Origin of the sequence: Chitiniphilus purpureus (assembly GCF_025642115.1) — a bacterium.
GTDB lineage: Bacteria > Pseudomonadota > Gammaproteobacteria > Burkholderiales > Chitinibacteraceae > Chitiniphilus > Chitiniphilus purpureus.
In genome coordinates this window covers 723406-744479 of sequence record NZ_CP106753.1, presented here as the reverse complement: position 1 = coordinate 744479, position 21074 = coordinate 723406, and the positions used below count along the sequence as shown (strand labels likewise).

Here is a 21074-nt window from a genome sequence, read left to right as displayed (position 1 = left end):
GCTCAGGCCCGCAAGGCGATGGCGTACAGGCGGGCGCCTTGCTGACGCACACCCGCTTGCTGGCGCTGCGCGTCAAGCGCGACGCGGATGGCTTCGCGTGCGCCGGCGCGCAGCGCTTCGGGCAAATGGCCGAGGAAATTGCCGAACGAACTGGCTTGCGAAAAGGCGATCGCCGCATCGGCATCGGCATGCACCTGGGTGTCAGGGCGCACGTCGATGCGCACCGCATCAAAGCCGGCGGCGGTCAACAGCGCCCCCAGTTCGGCCGCGTCCACCCGTGCCGAGGCACCGTCGCGCGCCTGGGGGTAGGCGTCGTACGGCGGCTGCGACAACACCGCGTGACGCACACGCTGCAACGCACCGGGATGCTCGCGCGAGCCGGTGGCGATGCCGATGCGCCCACCCGGCCGCAGCACCTGACGGATCTGCGCCAGCGCCTGCGGCTTGTCGGCAAGCCAATGCAACACCGCGTTCAGATACACCACGTCGAACGCCTCCGGCTCGAAGACATCGAGCGCATAGGCATTGCCGACGGCGAAGGTGAGGTTGCCCGGCTCGCGGCGGTGCTGCCGGGCCAGCTCGATGCGCAGCGACAGCGGGTCGATGCCCACCACCCGGCCGGCGGGGCCGACGAGCCCGGCCACATGCTCGGCCAGCAACCCGGTACCGCAACCGACATCGAGCACCCGCTCGCCGGGACGGATGCGCAGCGCCGCCACCAGCTGCAAACCCGCCTGGAACTGCCGCCCGACGCTGACCGCCTCGTAATGGCGGGCCAGCTCCGGGGTATCGAGCATCAGACTGGGACCGGACATCGCACCTCCCGCAGACGGGTCATGGAGATGCTGTGGTGCCAGCACAAGGCATGCCACGGCCGCGGTCGGCCCAGGACGCGGCATTGCGCGCACCCGGGGCCGACCGGCTGCTGGGCAGCCAGCAGCGCCGCCCCCACATTGCACCGTTTCGTACATGGCCACGGCGTGACAGCGGTGACGGCGGCATGCCTGCGAGCGCACCGCCGCCGCGCCTACACTGGGCCGCACCGATGCCTGCCACCACCGGCGGGCCCCATGCCACCACCGGGAGAACACGATGAAAGCCTTGCTTACCCTCGCCACCCTGCTCGGCAGCGCTGCCTGGGCCGATCAGGCTGCCTGGGACGCGCCACAGGCCCCATTCGCGCTGTACGGGAATACCTATTACGTCGGTCCCCGCGGCTTGAGCGCGGTACTGATCACCTCGCCGGCCGGGCATATCCTGATCGACGGCGGCAGCCCCCGCTCACCGCAGCAGATCGCGCGGCGCATCCGGCAGCTGGGTTTCAGGCCCGAGGACATCCGCTACATCCTCAACTCGCATCCGCATTTCGACCACGCCGGCGGCATTGCATGGTTGCAGCGGCTGAGCGGCGCCACGGTGTTGAGCAGCGCATGGGGTGTGGCAGTGCTGCGGCACGGCCGCCCATTGCCGGACGATCCACAGTACGGCGGGCTGGCCGACTTCGCCGCGGTGCGCAACACCCGTGCGGTGGCGGATGGCGAGGTGATCCGGCTGGGGCCGCTCGCGGTCACCGCGCATTTCACCCCGGGCCATACGCCCGGCGGCGTCAGCTGGACCTGGCAGGCCACCGAGCATGGACGCACCGCCAGCCTGGTCTACGCCGACAGCCTTTCCGCCTACGGCGGCAAGCGCTTCCGCTACAGTGGCGACCGCGCCTATCCCGAGGCCAAGGCCGATGTCGAGCGCTCGATCGCGCGCATCGCCGCGCTGCCCTGCGACATCCTGATCGCCGCCCACCCCGAAGCTGGCGGGTTGTGGGCACGCCAGGCGCGCCAGCCGGAACGGGGCAACGCCGCCTTCATCGATCCGCACGCCTGCCGCCGTTACGCCGAGCAGGGCCGTGCCCGCCTTGCCGAGCGGCTGGCCGAGGAAGCCGCGCAGCACTAGCAACCGCCCCCGCTGCGCGCGCTACCTGCGGCACTACCGATGCGGCCAGCGGCCACGCCAAGGCCGATGCAGCGTGGTCGGGGCAGGACGCGCCTTTTGCCGGGACCGCGGCGCCAGGTAGTGTGCGCCGCGCCAGGCCTGCCGCACCGGATCCTGTCCGCAACCTTCGCCCCGGGTTGCAGCGGGACCGGGCACGCCGCTTGCATGCCCGACCAGACCGGCTGCCACTGCCGATTCGGACCGCCACCCCGTGCGCAATCCTGGCCAGCCGTTGGCGGGTGCTGCCCGGCGCTACATCGAGCCGCGTTATATCTAACAAATCATAAATTATTAAAAGTAATATTGATCCGGTTTTATATTTCCTAACGCACTTTGTACGTGCACCGCAATAACCGAAGTGAGGGCCCCGTTCGCCATGTCCACCGTTGTCCTGCTCGCCGGCAGCCCCAGCCAGCGCTCACGCTCCACCACGCTGCTGCAGCGCGCCGGCGCGCTGCTTGCCAGCCACGGCGCCCGCACCCAGGCCTTCTCGCTGACCGACTTCCCCAGCGACGATCTCCTCCACGCCCGTTGGGACAGCCCCGCCATCCGCCGCTTCATCGAAGCCCTGGCCGCCGCCGACGGCCTCATCGTCGCCACCCCGGTCTACAAGGCCGCCTACAGCGGCGCGCTCAAGGCGGTGCTCGACCTGTTGCCCGAGCGCGCGCTGGAACAGAAAGCGGCACTGGCGCTGGCCACCGGCGGCAGCCCGGGCCACCTGCTGGCGGTGGACTACGCGCTGCAACCGGTGCTGTCCGCCTTGAAGGCCCGCCACATCGTCGGCGGCGTCTACGCCACCGACCGCGATTTCACACTGCAGGACGACGGCAGCTACCAGGTGGGCGAGGACATTGACGCCCGGCTGCACCACGCTGTCGGCCGCCTGATCGCCCACCTGCCCGACCCAGGCAGCGTGCAACTGCATCCCGAAGAACTGCCGCGGCAGGTTGCCGCGGCACGCATCAGCATCTGACCCCCACCAGGAGACGCCAGCATGAGCATCAAATCCATCAACGTTCGCAACCAGTTCCGCGGCACCATCAAGGAAATCATCGAAGGGCCGGTGCTCTCCGAAGTGGATGTATCCACCCCGTCCGGCATCGTCACTTCGGTGATCACCACCCGTTCGGTCAAGGAGCTCAACCTCAAGCCCGGCAGCGAAGTCATCGCCTTCGTCAAATCCACCGAGGTGTCGATTGCCACGTTGTAACCCGTCAGGCCACTGACCGGACGGCCTGACCGTCCGGGTTTTCCCATTCCGGACGGAGCCTTCCCCATGCCCGAAACGAGTTCCCCACCCCTGCTGACCTTTCCCGAAGCCGAACGGAACAGCCCGCTGTCGATCCGGGCCAAGGCACTGGTGTTCGCCGACCCGCATTCGCGTCGCGTGCTGGCCGAGGTCGAGCGCATCGCCCCTTCCGAAGCCCCGGTGCTAGTGCACGGCGAGACCGGCACCGGCAAGGAGCTGGTGGCACGCCATGTGCATCACATCAGCGGCCGACGCGGCCCGTTCCTGGCGGTGAACTGCGGCGCGATCAGCGAGAACCTGGCCGAGGCCGAGCTGTTCGGCCACGAGGCCGGCGCCTATACCGGTGCGGTGGGCAGTCGTGCCGGCTGGTTCGAGTCGGCCAACGGCGGCACGCTGTTCCTCGACGAGATCGGCGATCTGCCGCTGGCGCTGCAGGTGAAACTGCTGCGCGTGCTGCAGGAGCGCGAGGTGGTGCGGGTGGGCGCGCGCAAACCCACACCCATCGATGTGCGCCTGGTTGCCGCCACCAACGTCGATCTGGCGCAGGCGGTGCAGGCCGGCCACTTCCGCCAGGACCTGTACTACCGGCTCAACGTGGTCGGCATCACCATCCCGCCGCTGCGCCAGCGCCAGGGCGACATCCTGCCACTAGCCGAGTACTTCCTCGGCATCTACGCGCAAAAGCTGGGCCTGGCCGTGCCGCAGATCGGCGAGACCAGTGCCGAGGCACTCAAACGCTACAGCTGGCCGGGCAACATCCGCGAGCTGGAGAACGTGATCCACTTTGCGCTGCTGGTCTCCAGCGGCCGCGAGATCCGGCCTGAGCACCTGCGCCTGACCAGCCAGACAGCGGCGGGGCGCGAGGACGACCCGGGCGCCGCCCGCTCGCCGCTGGCGGTGATCGAACAGCAGCTGCGCCAGCTGTTCGCCCAGCCGGGCGGGCAGCTGTTCAGCGACCTGGAAGGGCTGATCGTGCGCTCGGCCTATCAGCACACCCGTTACAACCAGGTGCGCAGCGCCGAACTGCTGGGGGTGACGCGCAACGTGATGCGCACGCTGCTCAAACGCTACGACCTGCTGCCGGACCAGGAAATGCTGCAGGCGGCAGCCAAATGACCGCGCCGGGCCCCGGCCCGGCCCTCCAACCCACGAGGACCACCATGGAATACCGCAAGCTAGGCCGTACCGACCTGTCCGTCAGCCTGATCGGGCTGGGCACCATGACCTGGGGCCAGCAGAACACCGAGGCCGAGGCACACGCCCAGCTCGACTACGCCATCGAGCGCGGGGTGAACCTGATCGACACCGCCGAGATGTACCCGGTGCCGCCGACCCAGGAGACGCAGGGCCGCACCGAGCAGTACATCGGCAGCTGGCTGGCCGCGCGAGGCCGGCGCGACGACGTGCTGATCGCCACCAAGGCCGCCGGCCCGCAGCGCCAGCCGCACCAGCCCCGCTACCTGCGCGGCGGCGAGGCCCGGCATGACCGCAGGAACCTGACCCAGGCACTGCACGACAGTCTCAAGCGGCTGCAGACCGACTACGTGGACCTGTACCAGCTGCACTGGCCGGACCGCAGCACCAACACCTTCGGCCGGCTGGGCTATCCGTGGATCGAAGACGAAGACAGCGTGCCCATCGAGGAGACCTTGTCGGTGCTGGCCGCCTTCGTGAAGGCGGGCAAGGTGCGCCATATCGGCGTTTCCAACGAAACGCCGTGGGGGTTGGCGCAGTTCGTCAAGGCCGCCGACACGCTGGGGCTGCCCCGCATCGTCTCGATCCAGAACCCGTACAGCCTGCTCAACCGCACCTTCGAGATCGGCCTGTCCGAATTCAGCCATCGCGAACAGGTCGGCCTGCTTGCCTATTCGCCGCTGGCCTTCGGCGTGCTCACCGGCAAGTACCTGGACGGCGCCCGCCCGGCCGGCTCGCGCCTGGCGCTGTTCGACCGCTTCGTGCGCTATTCCAGGCCGCAGGCCGAAGCGGCCGTGCGCGCCTATGTCGAGCTGGCGAAGAAGCACGGCCTGTCTCCGGCGCAACTGGCACTGGCCTTCGTCAACAGCCGCCCGTTCACCGCCAGCAACCTGATCGGCGCCACCAACCTGGCGCAGCTGAAGGAGAACCTGGACAGCGTGAACCTGAAGCTGGGCGAGGAGATCCTGGCCGAACTGGATGCCATCCATCTGAACCATCCCAACCCGGCCCCCTGACCCCCCATCGCCCCGGCCCGGTGCCGGGGCACGGCCGGCCACAGCCGCCGCGCCCATCGCCGCCATGGCGCCTTTCACAGCGACACCGGCCGCGCCGATCCATGTGTACGCCACAACCACGCAACTGCTCCACCCGCACCGGCAGCCCCGCCGCCGCAGCCTTCCCCATCCGCCGTACCGCCAGCCGCGCCATGCGCCGCTACCGCCCCTTAGGCAGGCAATACCTATCTATGGACAGACAACAGCCACACCGCTGCAGCTGGGTGGCTGGGTGGCTGGGTGGCTGGGTGGCTGGGTGGCTGGGTGGCTGGGTGGCTGGGTGGCTGGGTGGCTGGCAATTCTTCTTTATTTCCAAAACAAATAACAAAACAAATTTATATTATTTTTTAAAATAAAAACGGCTTGATATGGTGAACAGGCAATGGTGCCGCGCCAGCCTGCGGCCCCCCTTCCACCCCGGCCGATCGCCGGCAGGAGCATGCGATGCAAGCCTATCTCGTCGGCGCCGATACCCTCGGCAATATCCCGCAGTTGCTGGCCGAATACGGCATCCGGATCGGCCATCACGTCACCGGCCGCAACCCGTCGCATCAGCGCACCCCCACCGGCATCAAAGGCATGGACATCGTCATCCTGTTCACCGATTTCCTCGGCCATAACGTGATGCGCAACTACCGGGACGCGGCGGAAAAACAGAACGTGCGCTTCATCGCCTGCCGCCGCTCGGTCTGCGCGCTGACGCAGACGCTGGAGCGCATCGGCGCCGCGCGCCGCCCGCCCCCGCTACGCCGCCCGCACGCCGCTGCCCGTTGAAGGGTTGTGGGGCGGTGCTGGTGGTGTTGCGGCCGCCTACGCCGGCCTGTAGCGCAAACATGGCAGTTGGCGGCAGGACTACTGCCAGATTCAGCCCAACCGTGCCTTGCAATACCAAACCTAGATGTCCAGTCCCGCTCGATTGATTACACGTTTTTTGAATAGCTCGGGCCTCTGCTTCTGCCAGTCCTTCATCGCTTGAAGCGGTATGCGGTGCTGCAGGGCCAACTGAGGCAGGTGCTGGTTGTACAGTCCGACGTAGCGGGTCCGCGTCTGCGCCAGATCCTCGGCAGCGTTGAAGCGGTGCGTGGCCAGCACCTCGCTGATCCGCCCATTGAAGCGTTCCACCATCCCGTTCGTTTGCGGATGGCGCGGCTGGGTCAGGCGGTGCTCGATGCCCAACGCAGCGCACAGGCGGTCAAATTCATGCTCGGCGCTGGCCTGCTTTTGCTTGTTGAACCGCCGATCCGTGAACGCGCTGCCGTTGTCGCTCACCACCGGACGAATCCGGAATGGCGCGGCCTTGTTCAAGGCGGCCAGAAACGCTTGTGCTGCCGCCGCGGTCTTGTGCGGCCGCATCTGTACGAACACCCAGCGCGTGGCACGGTCGATGGCGACGAACAGGTCGCGCCGTGCCGTTTCATCCGGCATTTGCGGCAGGTATTTCACATCCACATGCACGAAGCCGGGTTCGTAGGCCTTGGACGGCTTGCCCTTGTCGGTAGGCGGCTGTGGTGCGAGTTCCTGCAGACGACTGACGCCATGACGGGCATGCACGGTGGTGCGCCGGCGCCACTTGGCCATGGTGGGCTTGCTGACGCCATAACGGCGAGCCAGCCCGGCATCGGTGATGGTGGCCGGCGCAGCCTGGATGTCGGCGCGGACAGCTGGGGTGGTTCGGGCGCGACCATGCAGACGGAGGTTCATGCTCGGGACCCGGAGATCGAGGTGCGAAGCGTACTCAAAACCGAACGTGCGAGGTAGAACCGCCAACTGCGTAGAGATAAATCATGGCCCGAGACAAGACACCTAGCCAGTACGCCCAACAACACCGCTAAATACAAAGCAACCGAAGCTACTCCCGTGACACGTGCATGCTCCGAATGGGTGGCAGGAGCACCGTAGCGCAACAATAGCAAGGTCACCGCTTTCCCTCCTGTCTTGCCTATTCCGTACCCTGTCTCCACCTCCATCGAGATCTCACCCGTAGTGCTTTCACGCTAATTGATCATTAGACGGTCAATGAAAGTCTTTTTCTTCTCAACGCAAGAATTAAGCTCTGCGGCAATAAGTTGAACGTCCTTCGTTTTTTCCACTCGACCGTTATACTCATTTACACATTCTTCGTAGTATTGGTTTACATTTTTATTAATAAAAATCAATCCTACAAAATAAATTACTGCCAGAATCACAAAACCCTTGATTATTTTTTTCAAAACCTTCCCCCTGCCATGCCGAACAACGATGGAATTTGCATCCAATGGCGAGGCAGGCAGTGCATCCCGCCTGACCGCAGCATTGGAGTGTGCCAAGTGTCGTTGAGACAGCCAAGTACCCGCAATCAATAGCACTGCATATGCAAAAATCTCATACGAAGAAATGATAATCGTAACGGCATTGCTATTGAAAACCGGTAATTCCGGAAAACGCAAAACAAGTACAGGGAGAGCCATTGCCAATGCCACCACCACGGCCGACTTCCGATAGATGATTGCCAAAAGATGGCTGAACAGAATAGAAGTTATCGCAGCAGCTAAAAACCCTTGCACGATGAGCGCACCAAAAACCAGTGAGCTACCTTGTGGTATGGGAATTAATTCAAAAAGGAATTCCAAGCTTCTGCCATATACGATAAATCCGGCCAAGATGAAACCGGGGCTCAGTAGTAGCCGTATGGCGGCTGAAAGACGTGGCGACATGAACGCTCCAAAGTCTGAGTTAGGTGGCTGGACGCTATCGGCCGCCAGTCCATAAGCGTAAAGCAAACAATTCGAACAATCACCTAAGCAGCACTGGTGCGAACCGCATACCGGCGCAGCCGGAAACACTTGTCAGGGCCTTGAATTTTGATCCATGTGCAGAAGGCTTGTCATTGCAGCTGCAACGTCATCCATATTGGTATTCGGACCGAATTTATGCCGTCGTTGTATATCGTGCCAAGGTTTCATCACCAAGCGGACGCGCAGAAGTTTCGCTCACGCTTTGAATGCTCCTGATAGTGCCATGAAGCATGTGTAGTCCCATACTTGACGTTCGCGGTGACTCACTTGCAGGACATGCCCTGGGCGAAGGGCCTAAGCCGCATGGCGCGGCCGCATCTCTCGACCAGTGGGGTCCGTGTCGAGGACCGATTCATACAACCCGCCGATGGTATTCCCTGTTGGACGAAACTGCGAATCGGTTTCAACGAGACACCAGCCCACCTCTGCCAGCTCAGCTTCATCGAATGAAGGATCATCCAGGAGGTAGCACAGATCGAACAAAAGTCGCGCCTGCATTCCCCGGACCAGGTCAGTCAGGTCGCGGTTTTGGGCACCAACAGCCAGCAGCCGTTCAAGTGCAAGACCAGTCCCGGCGAACGGCGCCTCGGGGTCGGCCTTGACCGCCTCGATTTGCTGCGTGATCCAATCGTTATTGTCATCCAGAATGACCTTCGCCCAGGCCTCCCGCAAAAAGAGGAAGCGGTGAAGCTGATTGCTCCCCTCATCCACCTGCGACGCGGCCCAGGCATCCGGGTCTTTCGCGCCCAAGCGTTCAAACAATTGCCGCAGCTTCATCCGATTCGTTGGTGTTGACATGGAAATTCTCTTGCGTCCTGATGTTGAAAATGCCTCGCTGACATGATTTTGCCGCAATGAAGAAAGCCTGAAGGCCATTTTGGTCAAGCTGGTTGGCCGGAGGGTTAGTCTCGGCAACTGATTCAGAAGCCAGCAAACAGGGCTCCTTTTCCTTCAAAGCAGCCCCAGCATTATTCCTGTTCATCCCAAAGACATGGCACATCAGCTCATCATATGCATGGTGCATGTTTTTCCCTCCTGCGCAGCAGCATACAGATGCCACCCAGGTCCATGCTTTCGTACTATCACGGCAGCATCCGACAGCGCGGAACTCCTGCCCGGCTGGCTTGCCTTCGTGCAGTACCTTATCCCCCATGCATGCCCATGCTGACCCTGTTCAAGATCCTGCTGAGCATTCCTGTCGCCGTCGCGCTCGCCTACCCGTTTCTGAACCCGGGCGCGGGCGGCCTGCTCGGGGAAATCCGGCTGCTCGGCCCTGCCGGCAGCGTCGTTGCCATTGCGGCCTTCCTGTGGCTGGTCTACCGCTACGCCTGCGACCTGCGGCAGACATTGCTGCGGGTTGCGCCGGCAGCCCGCCCGGCTTCGCCCGACAGCGTCTGGCTGATATTCCTGCTGCCGTACAACTTCATCGAGGATTTCTTCATCATCGCCAACGTGGCCAAGGCGCTGCGCAACGAGGCGCAGCACAATCCGGCGCTGGCCGGGTTCCGCTCGTTCGGCATGGCGTCCGGCATCGGCTGGTGCGCGGCCCAGATCGTGTCGCTGCTGCCCAACCTGCTCGGCAGTGTGGCCGGCCTGCTCGCCATCGTCCTCTGGCTCGGGCATTGGCGCTTCATCCGGCGCGCCAACCGGGCGCTCGCCCCGGCGGCGGTGCCGCAGCCGGCGGTTTGAGCCTGCCGCAGGGTTGAAGCGGCGGCTATTGCGCCGGCGCCACCCGTGCCAGGCTGGGCGGGTGGCCGATGATGCGCTTGAAGGCGCGGCTGAACGAGGCTTCCGAGTCGTAGCCCAGCCGGCTGGCGGCGACAGCGATGCGCATGCCGTCGCGCGAGATCCACTGACGGGCCTGGAACATCTTCACCTTGGCCACATACCTGGCCGGGCTCTCGCCCATGATGCGGGTGAACGCCTCAGCGAAGCTGGAGCGCGAGGCGCCCATCAGCCCGGCCAGCATCGGCACCGTCCAGTCGCGCCCGGGATCGGCGTGGATGGCAGCGATCACCTTGCCGATGCGCGGGCAACGCACCGCGGCGATCCAGCCGGTGGCATCGCTGCAGCCGCACTCCACCCAGGCGCGGATGATGCTGGCCGCCAGCACGTCCGCCAATCGGGCCAGCACCCCGCAGGCGCCGATCCGGTCGAGTGCCACTTCGCGCTCCATCGCCTCCAGCAGCGCCGGCACGGTGGGATCGCGCTGCGCCAGCTTTCCGGCGCGCATCACATCCGGCATCATCGACACCAGCGGGTGCAACGGGTCCAGGTTGAAGCGCATGCTGCCGCAGAACATCACATCCAGCGCCGGTTCAAGGCCGGCATCGCCCTCGGCTGCCGGGGTGCCGATGCCGTTGCCGCGCACCAGATAGAGGTTGTCCGCCACCGCCACCCGCGTCAGTGTCTCGATCCGCACCGGCGGCAGCGCCGGCGAGCTGGCCAGTACGTGCGCACTGCCACGCGGCAGCAGCACTGCGTCACCCGGGTTCAGGCGTACCCAGTCCACGCCCGGCGCCTGCAGCCAGCAGCCACCACGCGCAACGAAGTGGAAACGCGCATCGCGCTGTGGTGGGAACGAGATCGCCCACGGCACCGGCACCATGCAGCGGCCATACTCGACGCCATCCAGGCGCAGGCCCAGCAGGATTTCGGTGAGCATGTCGCCCGCCTCGGTGGTGTTGCCGGCCTGCTTCAGCGGAGGTTTGGACAAAAGATCAAGCATTCTGGCTTTTCCGGCATTCAAACGCCGAAATAATACCCCTAAGCTGCGGGCTGTCTCCACTCTCCAGGACTGCCGCGCCATGCCTTCTGCCTCCAGCCCCGCCGCCGTTGCGCCCCCCGCCCCGCCCCACGCCGCCGGTCCTGTCGCGGCGGCGCACTGGCCCGCCGTGGCTTCGCTGGCGCTGGGGGTATTCGGTTTGGTCACGGCCGAATTCCTGCCGGCCAGCCTGCTCACCGCAATGGCTGCCGATCTCAATATCACCGACGGCGCAGCCGGCCAGGCCGTCACCGCCACGGCGCTGGTCGGCGCCATCGCCGCCCCCTCGATTCCGCTCCTGACACGCCGCTTCGATCGCAGGCGGGTGATGCTGGCGCTTACCGTGCTGCTGCTGCTGTCCAACATCCTGGCCGTGTTCGCCGCCAGCCTGCCGGTACTGCTGGTGGCGCGGGTGATGCTGGGCATCGCACTGGGCGGCTTCTGGTCGATGGCGGCAGCACTGGCAATGCGGCTGGTGCCGGCCGAGCGCTTCGCGCGGGCCATGTCGGTGATCCTGACCGGCGTGTCGGTCGCCACCGTGTGCGCCGCCCCGGTGGGCGCGTGGATGGGTGAGCTGTGGGGCTGGCGCAGCGCCTTCGTGGCTGCCGGTGTGGTCAGTGTGGTCACGCTGCTGGCCCAATGCTTCACATTGCCGGCGCTGCCGCCACGCGACAACCCGGATCTGCGCGCACTGGGCGCGCTGCTGACGCGCCCGCATGTGCGCATGGCCTTGCTGGCGGTGCTGCTGGTGATCTCGGGCCACTTCGCCGGCTTCACCTATATCCGCCCGCTGATGGAGAACGTCACCCACCTCTCGGTCACCGCCATCTCGGCGATTCTGTTGGGCTATGGTATCGGGGGCTTCTTCGGCAACTTCGCCGGTGGCTGGATCGCCGAGCGCAGCGAACGGCAGGCCATCGTGGCCGGCGGCACGCTGATCGCCGTGCTGGCCGCCAGCCTGCTGCTGGCCGGCGGCTCATCCGTGGTCACCGCCGTGGCGGTGGTGCTGTGGGGCTTTGCCTTCGGCGCCTTCCCGGTCGGCTTCCAGACCTGGATCACCCGCGCGGCGCCCGATCAGGCCGAAGGCGCCGGCGGCCTGCTGGTGGCGGCGTTCCAGATCGCCATTGCCAGCGGCGCCATCGGCGGCGGCCTGCTGGTCGACCATATCGGCGCCCTGGGCGGCCCGGCGTTTGCCGTGGTCACACTCACGCTCGGCACGCTGCTCGCCTGGCGCCACGGGCCCCGCCCGGCCGTGGCCTGAACACCACCGCTCCCCCACATCCCCAAAGGAGAACCCGATGTCCATCACCCCCGCTGTCAACCGGCGCATCCTGCTGGCCGCCCATCCACAGGGCCTGCCCAGACCGGCCGACTTCCGGCTCGATACCCAGCCGGTGCCGACGCCGGCCGAAGGACAGGTGCTGCTGCGCACGCTCTACCTGTCGCTCGACCCCTATATGCGCAACCTGATGGATGAGATCGGTCCCGGCTATGCGCCGCCGATACCGCTGGGTGCCCCCGTGGTCGGCGGCACGGTCAACCGGGTCGTCGCCTCGCGCCACTCGCGCTTTCAGGAAGGCGCACTGGTGCTGGGCAATGCGGGCTGGCAGGACTACGCCCTCTCGGACGGCAGCGACCTGACACCACTGGGCGAGATGGCGCAGCCCTCGCTGGCGCTGGGCGGACTGGGCATGCCCGGCTTCACCGCCTATGTGGGCCTGCTCGATATCGGCCAGCCCCGCCCCGGCGAGACGGTGGTGGTGGGCGCGGCCACCGGCGCGGTCGGCGCGGTGGTCGGGCAGCTGGCCAGGCTCAAAGGCGCACGTGCCGTCGGCATCGCCAGCGGTCCGGACAAGTGCCGCTACGCGGTGGAGACGCTGGGCTTCGATGCCTGCCTGGACCGGCACAATCCGCACTGGGCCGAAGACCTGGCAGCGGCCTGCCCGGATGGCATCGACGTCTACTTCGAGAGCGTGGGCGGCGAGGTGCTCGACGCGGTGCTGCCGCTGCTGAACAGCGGCGCGCGCATCCCGCTGTGCGGCTTCATTGCCCACTACAACGAGCGCACCACCGCCGGCCCGGACCGCCTGCCACGGCTGCTGGCCACGCTGCTGCCCAAGCGCGTGCGCCTGCAGGGCTTCGTCGTCTTTGACCACTACGCCGAGCGCTTCGAGGCATTCCGGCGCGACATGACCACCTGGGTGCAGGCTGGGGACCTGACGCTGCGCGAAGACATGGTGCACGGGCTGGAAGCCGCGCCCGAAGCCTTCATCGGCCTGCTGCAGGGCCGTAACTTCGGCAAGCTGGTGGTGCGCGTGGCCGGCGACTGACGCCCGCGACACGCAGCGGCCCCGGGCCAGGGGCGGCAGCCGCCCGGCCCGGGCGCGGCGCCCTACTTCAACACCGCCAGTTCCGCACCGAAGTTGATATGGAACGCGGCGCCATCCAGCACCAGCGCTGGTACCGAACGCACCCCGGCCCGCTCGGCCTCGGCCACGCGGGCCTTGTCCTCGCCCAGGTGCACCACCTCCAATGTGTACCGCTGCGGATCGAGCGCGTGGGCCAGGCCCTGTTCGGCGGTGACGCAGACGGGGCAGCCGGCATGGTAGAAAATCGCCGTGGTCTTCATTGCAATGCTCCTTGTTCGTTGGTGCCGGGCAGTGGCACAGACGCACTGTAGAAGCGGGCTTGCAGCGCGGACAGCGGGCACTTTCCGGTGCCCGGGGCACTTTTCGGGGTAAGTTGCGGAACATGAACGGCAAAAAAATTTCGCGGCCGACGCCGTCGGTCTACAACCAGCTGGAAGACGTGATCGGCTGCAAATGGTCGGTGTCGGTGCTGCTCGCCGTGGCCGACGGCACCATCCGCCCCGGCGCGCTGGAACGCGCGATCCCGGGCATCTCCACCAAGGTGCTGTCCGAGCGGCTACGCAAGCTCGGCCAGTATGGCCTGATCAGCAAGACCACCTACGCCGAACTGCCGCCACGCACCGAATACGCGCTGACCGAGTATGGCCGGCAGCTGGTGGACATCCTGGGGCAGATTCGGCAGTTGGATGGGCGTATCGGCGCCCAGCAACCGCAATCGCAATCACACGACGCGGGCTAGGCGAGCCATTCACCGCGAGCGCCAAACCAAGCCGGCGGCTGCGCCTGCTGCAGCGCCAGCCGTTGCGCGATTTCGCTTTCAGTCGACGGGATAGCGCAAGACCATGCTTTGGTTTCCCTCCGCCGCTGCGCGACTCCGGCTGCCCATTGCCTATAAAGCTAGCTGACAACGGAACCCGCACAATGACCATCACCATCACTGCCTTCGAATGCTCGCCGGATGGCGGCAAAGGCCTGGCCCGCGATACGCGGGTCCGCTGGGCGCTGGAGGAAGCGGGCGTGCCCTACCAGGTTCGCCTTGTGTCCTTCCATGCGATGAAGGAGCCCGCGCATCTGGCGCTTCATCCTTTTGGCCAGATTCCCACGTATGAGGAAGGCGATCTCGTGCTGTTCGAGACCGGTGCGATCGTGTTCCACATTGCCGAGCAGCATGCGGGTCTGTTGCCGGTGGCCGGGGATGCCCGCGCGCGGGCCGTCATGTGGATGTTTGCCGCGCTCAACACCGTGGAGCCGCCGATCCTTGAACTCGCCAACGCCACGGTGCTGGAGAGGGATAGGCCCTGGAGCCAGGAGCGCCTGCCGCTGGTGCGGGACCGTGTGCGCGATCGGCTGTGCCAGCTTGCCGCGCGGCTGGGCGATGCCGAGTGGCTCGACGGCACCTTCAGTGCGGCAGACCTGCTGATGGTGTCGGTGCTGCTCAGGCTGAGATCGTCCGGCCTGCTGGACGAGTTTGCCAACCTGGCCGCCTATGTCGCCCGAGGTGAAGCAAGGCCCGCCTACCAACGTGCTTTCGCCGCGCAACTGGCGATCAATGCGCCCAAGCCATTGGGCGGCTGACGGTTGACCGGCAAGGTTCCAAGGTCGCCATCCAGTTTTGTTCATTGATTGCCTCACCCCAACCACTTTCAAGACGTCAAGGTATTTCCTCAAAGCGATCTGTTACGCCAGCACCATGCTGCTGGCCATCCTCTCTGCCACCACGTCAGCCAACTCGTGGACGGAAATCCAAAGCGGTCTCCACCGACGCTTCCTCGCCCCTAAGGGCGAAATTGCTAGAAAACCAAACGAGTGAACTGAACGCTAATGAGCCCATCGGTAACAGCGGCACGCTGGCCAATCCGCGGCCTAGGAAAACAGTGGTTGAGGCCGCCACCGGCAAAAATTCGAAGCGACAGGTTCGGGGTTGGTCATTCCCAGCAAGACGGCCGAAGGTGATCCCTGCTGCGTGGTCGACATCACCGGGCTGGCAGCGAAAGATCAGCGGATCATCATCAAGCTGGACTACCTTGACGCCTCCGGCGCTGGGTCCGGCACTTTTGTTACACACACGCTGCGGATAAGCAACCAGGGGTTGACCATCGATACGATTGAGCTCCGTGCTGCTTCGCGCGATGGTACGCACCATACCCATGTCGATTACACATCTGGCGAGGTGACAGATGCGTTTGATGCGCCTGGGTTGCCGGAACCCCAGGCCCCAATCCTGCACCACTTCAAACCACACCCAATTCAATATTCCAGCGATATAGTTGTTGCTCTGCGCAATGCCCTTGCATGGCCAAGCGATGCCAGCCTGTAGGCTGACGCACCAAGGCCACCACCAGCTTATGAACATCACCACCGCCACCTCCGCCCACGCCAAACAGATCGCCACGCTGCATGCAGCCAGTTGGGCGAGCACTTACGGCAGCGTGTTGTCTGCGGACTATCTGCGCGACGTTGCGCCGGCGGAGCGACAAACGCTGTGGCAGCAGCGTTTTGCCAACCCGAAGGCCAATCAGCGGGTGCTGGTGGCAGAAGATGACGGCCCCGTGGCCGGGTTCGCCTGCTGCTACGTGGCCGAGCATCCGGCCTGGGGCCACTATCTGGATAACTTGCACGTAGCAGCTACGCGCCAGGGCCATGGGCTGGGGCGGCGCCTGCTGTATAGCGCAGCCTGGCTTTGCGAGCAGGCTAGTCCCGGCCTGGGGCTCTATTTGCTGGTCAACCAGGCCAACAGCCGGGCACAGCGCTTCTACTTGAGCCTCGGCGCACAGAGCGAACAGGCTTCCGTGTGGCATGCGCCCGATGGCTCGGTGGTGCCCACCTTTGTGTTCCGCTGGCCGTCGGCCGCAGCATTGGTGGCGCTGGCCCTGCCCTGATCACCGTGTGGGCGCGGGCGTGCAGCGCCAAAGCCAGCGCCACCTCCCCTGCTCAAACCCCGTGCTGCTTGAACCAGCGCTGCAGCCGCGCCCATCCATCCGCGGCCGGCTCGGCACGGTAGCTTGGGCGGTAGTCGGCATGGAAGGCGTGCGGGGCGTCGGGGTAGACGTGGATGGTCGAGGCGCTGCCGGCCTTGGCAAGGGCGTGCTGCACCTCTGCCACCGTATCGAGCGGGATGCCCGCGTCGGCGCCGCCGTACAGACCCAGCACCGGCGCAAGCAGCCGACCGGCAATGTCGATGGGGAAGCGCGGCTGGTTGGGGGTGGTGTCGCCGGCGAGGCGGCCGTACCAGGCCACCGCGGCCTTGAGCCGGGGCTGGTGCGCGGCGTAGAGCCAGGTGATGCGGCCGCCCCAGCAAAAGCCGGTGACGGCGACGCGATCGACATCGCCGCCGTGCTGCGTGGCCCAGGCGAGCGCGGCGTCCAGGTCGGCCAGCACCTGTTCGTCCGGCACGCGTGCCACCACGGCGCGGATGTCGTCGATGCTGGGCAGCTGCTGCACCTTGCCCTGGCGCTCGAACAGCTCGGGTGCGATGGCAAGGTAGCCCAGCTTGGCCAGCCGTCGCGCCACGTCGCGGATGTGTTCGTGCACGCCGAAGATTTCGTGCACCAGCAGCACCACCGGGTGCGGACCGGCACCAAGCGGTGCGGCATGATAGGCGGTATAGGCACCAGCGGGCGCGTCGACGCGGACCTCGCCTGCCGCGAGGCCGGTGGCATCGGTGTGGATCTGCGTCGGCGCGGCGGCACCGACGGCCTGGGCAAGCAGGGTGGTGGTCTGGGTCATGGCAAGGCTCCTGGTGTGGGGGCGGGGTCAGCGCGGCAACGCCGACGCCGATTGCAGGGTGATGTCGGGCGGCTGGCTGAGCGATCGGTGGCGCTTGCAGTGGCGGGCGGCCTGCAGCAGCCGTTCGCGCCCGGCATCGGTCAGCTCGCCTTCCAGCGTGAGCGCAAGGGTGACCGCGGCGATGCGCTGGGAGGGGCACGTCGCCATCTCAGAACGGCCGACTGCCGGCCAGGCTCACGCGCTTGAGCACGCGGCGCTCGTTCTGGGCAAAGGCGGTGCGCGCGTGCAGCGTGGCTTGGTTGTCCCAATGGACGATGTCGCCGACCTGCCACTTGTGCTGGTAGCGGAAACGCGGCTGCGTCACGTGTTCGCGCAGCTGCGCGATCAGTGCGGCGCCTGCTTCGGGCGCAACGCCGACCAGCTCCACCTCGGCGCGCGCGGACAAAAACAGTACCGGCTTGCCCGAGCTGGGGTGGGTGCGCACCAGCGGATGCGCGAACCCTGGGCCCAGCGGTTCGATGTCGGGGGTGCGGTACAGCGGGCGCTGCTGCCCGGGTCCGCGCAGGAAGGGGTTGTAGGTGATCAGTTGCAGGCCGTCGATCCGGGCCTTGGTGTCAGCATCGAGTGCCTCGTAGGCGGCGTTCAGGTTGTACCAGCTGGTGTCGCCCCCCTCGGCCGGCACTTCCAGCGCGTAAAGCAGCGAGCCGGCCGAGGGCAGCGGCGTCCACTGGTGGTCGATATGCGGGTGCAGCTCGCCGTTGCCGGTGTAGCCGCCTGCCACATTGGCCACCGGCACCACGTCCGGCGGAATGCCGTCGCGCGCGGCGGAGGCCAGCACCGGCACGTCCTCGGGCGGGCGGAACACCGCGCCGAAATAGGTGGCGAAGGCAAGCAAGGCCGCATCGGAGAGCTGCTGGCGCTTGAAGATCAGGATGTGGTGCTCGTCCAACGCCTTCTTCAGCGCGCGCACCAGCGCGGGTGACAGCGGCCGGTTGGCATCCAGCCCGGTCACTTCGGCGCCAAGCGCGGCATACAGCGGGGTGATGGTCACATCGGCCAGCGTCTGCGGCAGGTGGCCCTGGCGGCCGGCCTGCTGCAGCGCCAGCGACAGCGGAGTGGTGAGGGGATGGCTCATGCAAATCTCCTGGAAAGGCAACGCGATGGTCGGGGGTTCAATAGCCGGCACGCTTGTCGACGACGTTGACGAGTGGCTGTCCGGCCTGGAAGCGGGACAGGTTGTCCAGCGCAATCGCGAGCGCGCGGCTCTGGTAATGCGGGCTGGCGCCGGCGGTATGCGCGGTGAGGAGCACGTTGGGCAGGCGGCGCAGCGGATGGTCGGGCGGCAATGGTTCGGGATCGGTCACATCCAGCCCGGCGCCGGCGATGCGGCCGTCCGCCAGTGCCCGGGCGAGCGCGGCGTGATCGACCGAGGCACCGCGCCCGACGTTGTAGAAATGGCTGCCCGGCTTGAAGCGGGCGAAACGCCCGGCATCGAAGAAGCCGCGCGTCTGCGGGGTCAGCGGCAGCACCGACACCACGTGATCGGCAACGGCCAGCACCTGCGGCAACGCCGCCAGCCCCGCCAGCCGGGTGACGCCGGCAGGCAGCGCGCCCTGATGCCGGCGGCGCACGCCGATGACGGTGAGCCCGAGCGCGGCGGCGCGTGCCGCCAGTGCCTCGCCGATGCGGCCGAAGCCGATGATGGCCAGTGTCTGGCCGGCCAGCTCGAACTGGCCCAGCCGCGGGTGGTGCAGCGGCGCGTGCTGGCCCCGCACCAGCGCGGGCAGGCCACGTGCGAACGCCAGCAGCAGCGACAGCGTGTGCTCGGCGATCTGCACACCGTGGATGCCGCTGGCGTTGGTCAGCACGATATCGCGCTGCACGAAGGCCGGGGTCAGCCAGCGCTCGACCCCGGCACCGAACGCCTGCAGCCAGCGCAACCGCGGCGCCAGCCGCAGCAGCGTGTCGCCGGATGGGGTGTCGATCCCGGGCCACAGCGCATCGACATCGGCCAGCACTGACCAGTCGTCCGTCACGCGTACCACCGGCAGCGCCGGCGCAATGGCGCCGATCCGCGCCAGCGCGTCCTCGCCGATCTGCGGCCCCACTGCCAGCTTGCGCAGCGGTCCGCCGGTCTCCTCCTGTGCCCCAGCCATGCATGCCACTCCGGCAGCGTCGATGCGGCGGGCATGAGCAGAAAGCATGCCATCGGCGTGCCACCAGCGCCGATGCATGTCGCGGTGACACACCGCCCGTGCCGGCTGCGGTGATTGCAGCAGCGCATGGGGCGGCGTGCTGCAAACCCAGCAGCCCAACCGCCGCCGCGCCATCGCTGGTGTTTATGCAGCAGGACGTTGCCCGGCTTGCTGCCTGCCCAACAGCTGCCGGCGCCTTATTCCCATAATTTCTAACAAATCCGACATGGCACACAAACTGCTTATATCGGCCCGGGCAACCGTCTTATGCCGATCGGGCCGCAGACCGCTAGCGCGGCCCGCCAAAAGAACAGGGAGATCACGATGACTTTCAGCAAGCACTGGCTGGGCGCCGGGCTGGCAGCCTGGGTGGGCCTTGCGCAGGCCGCCCCGACCACCGACGAACTGCAGCAGCAGATCGAGGCGCTGCAGCGCGCGGTGACGGCGTTGCAGCAACAGCTCGATGCCACGCGCCGCGCCGAGACCGCGGTCGTTCCGCCCCAGGGCGGGGATATCCTCGCCGCGCAGACCGGCGCCGAGCCTGCCACCAAGGAAGACATCGACGGACTGCGCTCGGATCTGGAGAACTACAAGTACGAGCAGCAGCGCAACCGCGAGACCAAGACCGCGCTGTCGACCCGCGCACTGACCATCGGCGGCACGGTGCAGGCACGCGCCACCTACCAGGACACGGGCACCAGGAGCGGCAGCAGCGCAGTGGCGGACGATCGCCACTCCAGCTTCGATGTCTCGCAGGCCACGCTCAATTTCAGCGGCAGCCTGTATCGCGACTATGCCGAGGGCCGCAACCTCGACTACCGGCTGGCGTTCGCCTACGCCAAGAACACGCCGGCCAACAACAACAGCCAGTTCAACGTCACCGACGCCTACCTGCGCTACAGCCCGTTCCCGACAGTGACCGGCCTTGAAGAGCCCAAGCTCACCCTGACGCTGGGGCAGCAGCAGATCCCGTTCGGCCTGGAGGCACAGGTGGGCGAGGAATTGCGTCCGGTGATCAATTCGGCGCAGTTCCTGAACAACCTGGGTGTCGGCACCCGCCAGATCGGGCTGATCGTACGCGGCGACTACGACCCCTATGTGGACTACGGCTTCAACTACCGCGCGCCGCTGCTGGAGTACGCGGTCGGTGTGGTCAACGGCAACGGCCCCAACAAGTCGGACGACAACAGCGACAAGGATTGGCTCGCCCGCGCCGCCGTCACGCTGCCGGTGGATTACAACAGCTGGCTGCGCGAGCTGAAGTTCGGCGCCTCCTACTACAAGGGCAGCAGGAACCTCACCCAGACCCAGGGCACGACCACCAGCGTGGCACGGCAGGGCAAGAGCGACCGCTTCGGCTTCGACATCTACTACAACCACGACCCGTACGGCTTCACCTATGAGCTGGCGCAGGGGACGGACGAGCAGCTGACCGGCCCTGCCGTAAAGAGCCGTGGCCAGTACCTGACGCTGTTCTACACCTTCGGCGAGCAGTGGGTGAAGAGCTTCCGCGGCCAGGCCAAGTACGACGACTGGTGGCCCAGGTCGTACCAGCTGTTCGCCCGCTGGGACCAGTGGGACCCGAACCTGGACCAGGCGGATGACCGCAGCACCGTCTCCACCGCCGGCTTCAACGTGTTCTTCGCCGAGACCACCAAGTTCCAGTTCAACGTCAGCCATACCGCCTACGACGAGGCCGGCAAGGACAGCGAGAACCAGTACCTGGCCCAGTTCCAGTTCGGTTTCTGAACCTCGACCGCTA

At 66.2% G+C, this 21074-nt stretch carries 25 protein-coding genes; 14 read left to right on the top strand and 11 right to left on the bottom strand.

Features of this window, described 5'->3' with window-relative positions; genetic code table 11:
* Positions 1-2: 2 nt before the first annotated feature.
* A complete protein-coding gene (locus tag N8I74_RS03405; RefSeq protein ID WP_263125523.1) occupies positions 3-815 on the bottom strand; it encodes a class I SAM-dependent methyltransferase in 813 nt (270 codons plus the stop codon).
* 277 nt (positions 816-1092) lie between these two features.
* On the opposite strand from N8I74_RS03405, the gene bla reads away from it, so the two are divergent.
* The 6 genes from bla to N8I74_RS03375 all read left to right on the top strand — a co-directional run bounded on the left by bla (position 1093) and on the right by N8I74_RS03375 (position 6258).
* A complete protein-coding gene (gene bla, locus N8I74_RS03400; RefSeq protein WP_263125522.1) occupies positions 1093-1947 on the top strand; it encodes a subclass B3 metallo-beta-lactamase in 855 nt (284 codons plus the stop codon).
* A 415-nt stretch (positions 1948-2362) separates the two neighbouring features.
* A complete protein-coding gene (gene ssuE / locus N8I74_RS03395) occupies positions 2363-2959 on the top strand; it encodes an NADPH-dependent FMN reductase (protein ID WP_263125521.1) in 597 nt (198 codons plus the stop codon).
* Positions 2960-2980: 21 nt separating this feature from the next.
* Positions 2981-3196 carry a TOBE domain-containing protein gene (locus N8I74_RS03390; protein WP_263125520.1) on the top strand — a complete coding sequence of 72 codons (216 nt, stop codon included), beginning with the start codon at positions 2981-2983 and terminating at the stop codon, positions 3194-3196.
* A gap of 66 nt (positions 3197-3262) precedes the next feature.
* Entirely contained in the window at positions 3263-4351 is a 1089-nt protein-coding gene (locus tag N8I74_RS03385) for a sigma-54 interaction domain-containing protein (RefSeq protein ID WP_263125519.1), read from the top strand.
* Positions 4352-4395: 44 nt separating this feature from the next.
* Positions 4396-5445: an NADP(H)-dependent aldo-keto reductase gene (locus N8I74_RS03380; RefSeq protein ID WP_263125518.1), complete on the top strand. Its 1050-nt coding sequence runs from the start codon at positions 4396-4398 to the stop codon at positions 5443-5445.
* 483 nt (positions 5446-5928) lie between these two features.
* On the top strand, positions 5929-6258 hold the full coding sequence (locus tag N8I74_RS03375; protein WP_263125517.1) for a DUF2325 domain-containing protein: 330 nt from the start codon (positions 5929-5931) through the stop codon (positions 6256-6258).
* 120 nt (positions 6259-6378) lie between these two features.
* Here the strand turns inward: N8I74_RS03375 and N8I74_RS03370 are convergent, their stop codons facing one another.
* From N8I74_RS03370 to N8I74_RS03355, 4 genes are all read right to left on the bottom strand, one after another.
* Entirely contained in the window at positions 6379-7185 is an 807-nt protein-coding gene (locus tag N8I74_RS03370; protein ID WP_263125516.1) for a DDE-type integrase/transposase/recombinase, read from the bottom strand.
* Positions 7186-7478: 293 nt separating this feature from the next.
* The gene (locus tag N8I74_RS03365; protein ID WP_263125515.1) at positions 7479-8177 is read right to left on the bottom strand and encodes a hypothetical protein; all 699 of its coding nucleotides are present in this window, start codon (positions 8175-8177) and stop codon (positions 7479-7481) included.
* Between the two features lie 375 nt (positions 8178-8552).
* Complete coding sequence (locus N8I74_RS03360; RefSeq protein ID WP_263125514.1) at positions 8553-9035, bottom strand: hypothetical protein; 483 nt, start codon at positions 9033-9035, stop codon at positions 8553-8555.
* Positions 9013-9282: a hypothetical protein gene (locus tag N8I74_RS03355; protein WP_263125513.1), complete on the bottom strand. Its 270-nt coding sequence runs from the start codon at positions 9280-9282 to the stop codon at positions 9013-9015. Before N8I74_RS03355 ends, N8I74_RS03360 begins: the two co-directional genes overlap by 23 nt.
* Before the next feature lie 137 nt (positions 9283-9419).
* Between N8I74_RS03355 and N8I74_RS03350 the strand changes: the two genes are divergently transcribed.
* Positions 9420-9947 (top strand): hypothetical protein, encoded by a 528-nt coding sequence (locus N8I74_RS03350; RefSeq protein ID WP_263125512.1) that lies wholly within the window; start codon positions 9420-9422, stop codon positions 9945-9947.
* Between the two features lie 25 nt (positions 9948-9972).
* Here the strand turns inward: N8I74_RS03350 and N8I74_RS03345 are convergent, their stop codons facing one another.
* Complete coding sequence (locus N8I74_RS03345) at positions 9973-10986, bottom strand: AraC family transcriptional regulator (protein ID WP_263125510.1); 1014 nt, start codon at positions 10984-10986, stop codon at positions 9973-9975.
* 79 nt (positions 10987-11065) lie between these two features.
* Here N8I74_RS03345 and N8I74_RS03340 point away from each other — a divergent pair, with 79 nt between their 5' ends.
* On the top strand, positions 11066-12283 hold the full coding sequence (locus N8I74_RS03340; protein ID WP_263125509.1) for an MFS transporter: 1218 nt from the start codon (positions 11066-11068) through the stop codon (positions 12281-12283).
* 37 nt (positions 12284-12320) lie between these two features.
* Positions 12321-13352 (top strand): NADP-dependent oxidoreductase, encoded by a 1032-nt coding sequence (locus tag N8I74_RS03335; protein ID WP_263125508.1) that lies wholly within the window; start codon positions 12321-12323, stop codon positions 13350-13352.
* Between the two features lie 62 nt (positions 13353-13414).
* On the opposite strand, the gene N8I74_RS03330 is transcribed toward N8I74_RS03335, so the two are convergent.
* Positions 13415-13651, bottom strand: a complete 237-nt coding sequence (locus N8I74_RS03330; protein WP_263125507.1) for a thioredoxin family protein — start codon at positions 13649-13651, stop codon at positions 13415-13417.
* 122 nt (positions 13652-13773) lie between these two features.
* Between N8I74_RS03330 and N8I74_RS03325 the strand changes: the two genes are divergently transcribed.
* The 4 genes from N8I74_RS03325 (at position 13774) to N8I74_RS03310 (ending at position 16270) form a co-directional block, all read left to right on the top strand.
* On the top strand, positions 13774-14130 hold the full coding sequence (locus tag N8I74_RS03325) for a winged helix-turn-helix transcriptional regulator (RefSeq protein ID WP_263125506.1): 357 nt from the start codon (positions 13774-13776) through the stop codon (positions 14128-14130).
* Positions 14131-14312: 182 nt separating this feature from the next.
* Positions 14313-14966, top strand: a complete 654-nt coding sequence (locus N8I74_RS03320) for a glutathione S-transferase family protein (protein ID WP_263125505.1) — start codon at positions 14313-14315, stop codon at positions 14964-14966.
* Between the two features lie 388 nt (positions 14967-15354).
* Positions 15355-15708, top strand: coding sequence for a hypothetical protein (locus tag N8I74_RS03315; protein WP_263125504.1), 354 nt, complete (start codon positions 15355-15357; stop codon positions 15706-15708).
* Between the two features lie 28 nt (positions 15709-15736).
* Positions 15737-16270, top strand: a complete 534-nt coding sequence (locus N8I74_RS03310) for a GNAT family N-acetyltransferase (protein ID WP_263125503.1) — start codon at positions 15737-15739, stop codon at positions 16268-16270.
* 52 nt (positions 16271-16322) lie between these two features.
* On the opposite strand, the gene N8I74_RS03305 is transcribed toward N8I74_RS03310, so the two are convergent.
* From N8I74_RS03305 to N8I74_RS03290, 4 genes are read right to left on the bottom strand one after another with little or no spacing between them, the layout of a single operon-like run.
* Positions 16323-17117 carry a dienelactone hydrolase family protein gene (locus N8I74_RS03305; RefSeq protein WP_263125502.1) on the bottom strand — a complete coding sequence of 265 codons (795 nt, stop codon included), beginning with the start codon at positions 17115-17117 and terminating at the stop codon, positions 16323-16325.
* Between the two features lie 27 nt (positions 17118-17144).
* A complete protein-coding gene (locus tag N8I74_RS03300; protein ID WP_263125501.1) occupies positions 17145-17324 on the bottom strand; it encodes an OsmC family protein in 180 nt (59 codons plus the stop codon).
* Position 17325: 1 nt separating this feature from the next.
* Positions 17326-18252, bottom strand: coding sequence for a TauD/TfdA dioxygenase family protein (locus N8I74_RS03295; protein ID WP_263125500.1), 927 nt, complete (start codon positions 18250-18252; stop codon positions 17326-17328).
* A gap of 37 nt (positions 18253-18289) precedes the next feature.
* Positions 18290-19273 carry a D-2-hydroxyacid dehydrogenase gene (locus tag N8I74_RS03290; RefSeq protein WP_263125499.1) on the bottom strand — a complete coding sequence of 328 codons (984 nt, stop codon included), beginning with the start codon at positions 19271-19273 and terminating at the stop codon, positions 18290-18292.
* A 363-nt stretch (positions 19274-19636) separates the two neighbouring features.
* On the opposite strand from N8I74_RS03290, the gene N8I74_RS03285 reads away from it, so the two are divergent.
* Positions 19637-21061, top strand: coding sequence for an OprO/OprP family phosphate-selective porin (locus N8I74_RS03285; protein WP_263125498.1), 1425 nt, complete (start codon positions 19637-19639; stop codon positions 21059-21061).
* The last annotated feature ends 13 nt before the right edge of the window (positions 21062-21074 follow it).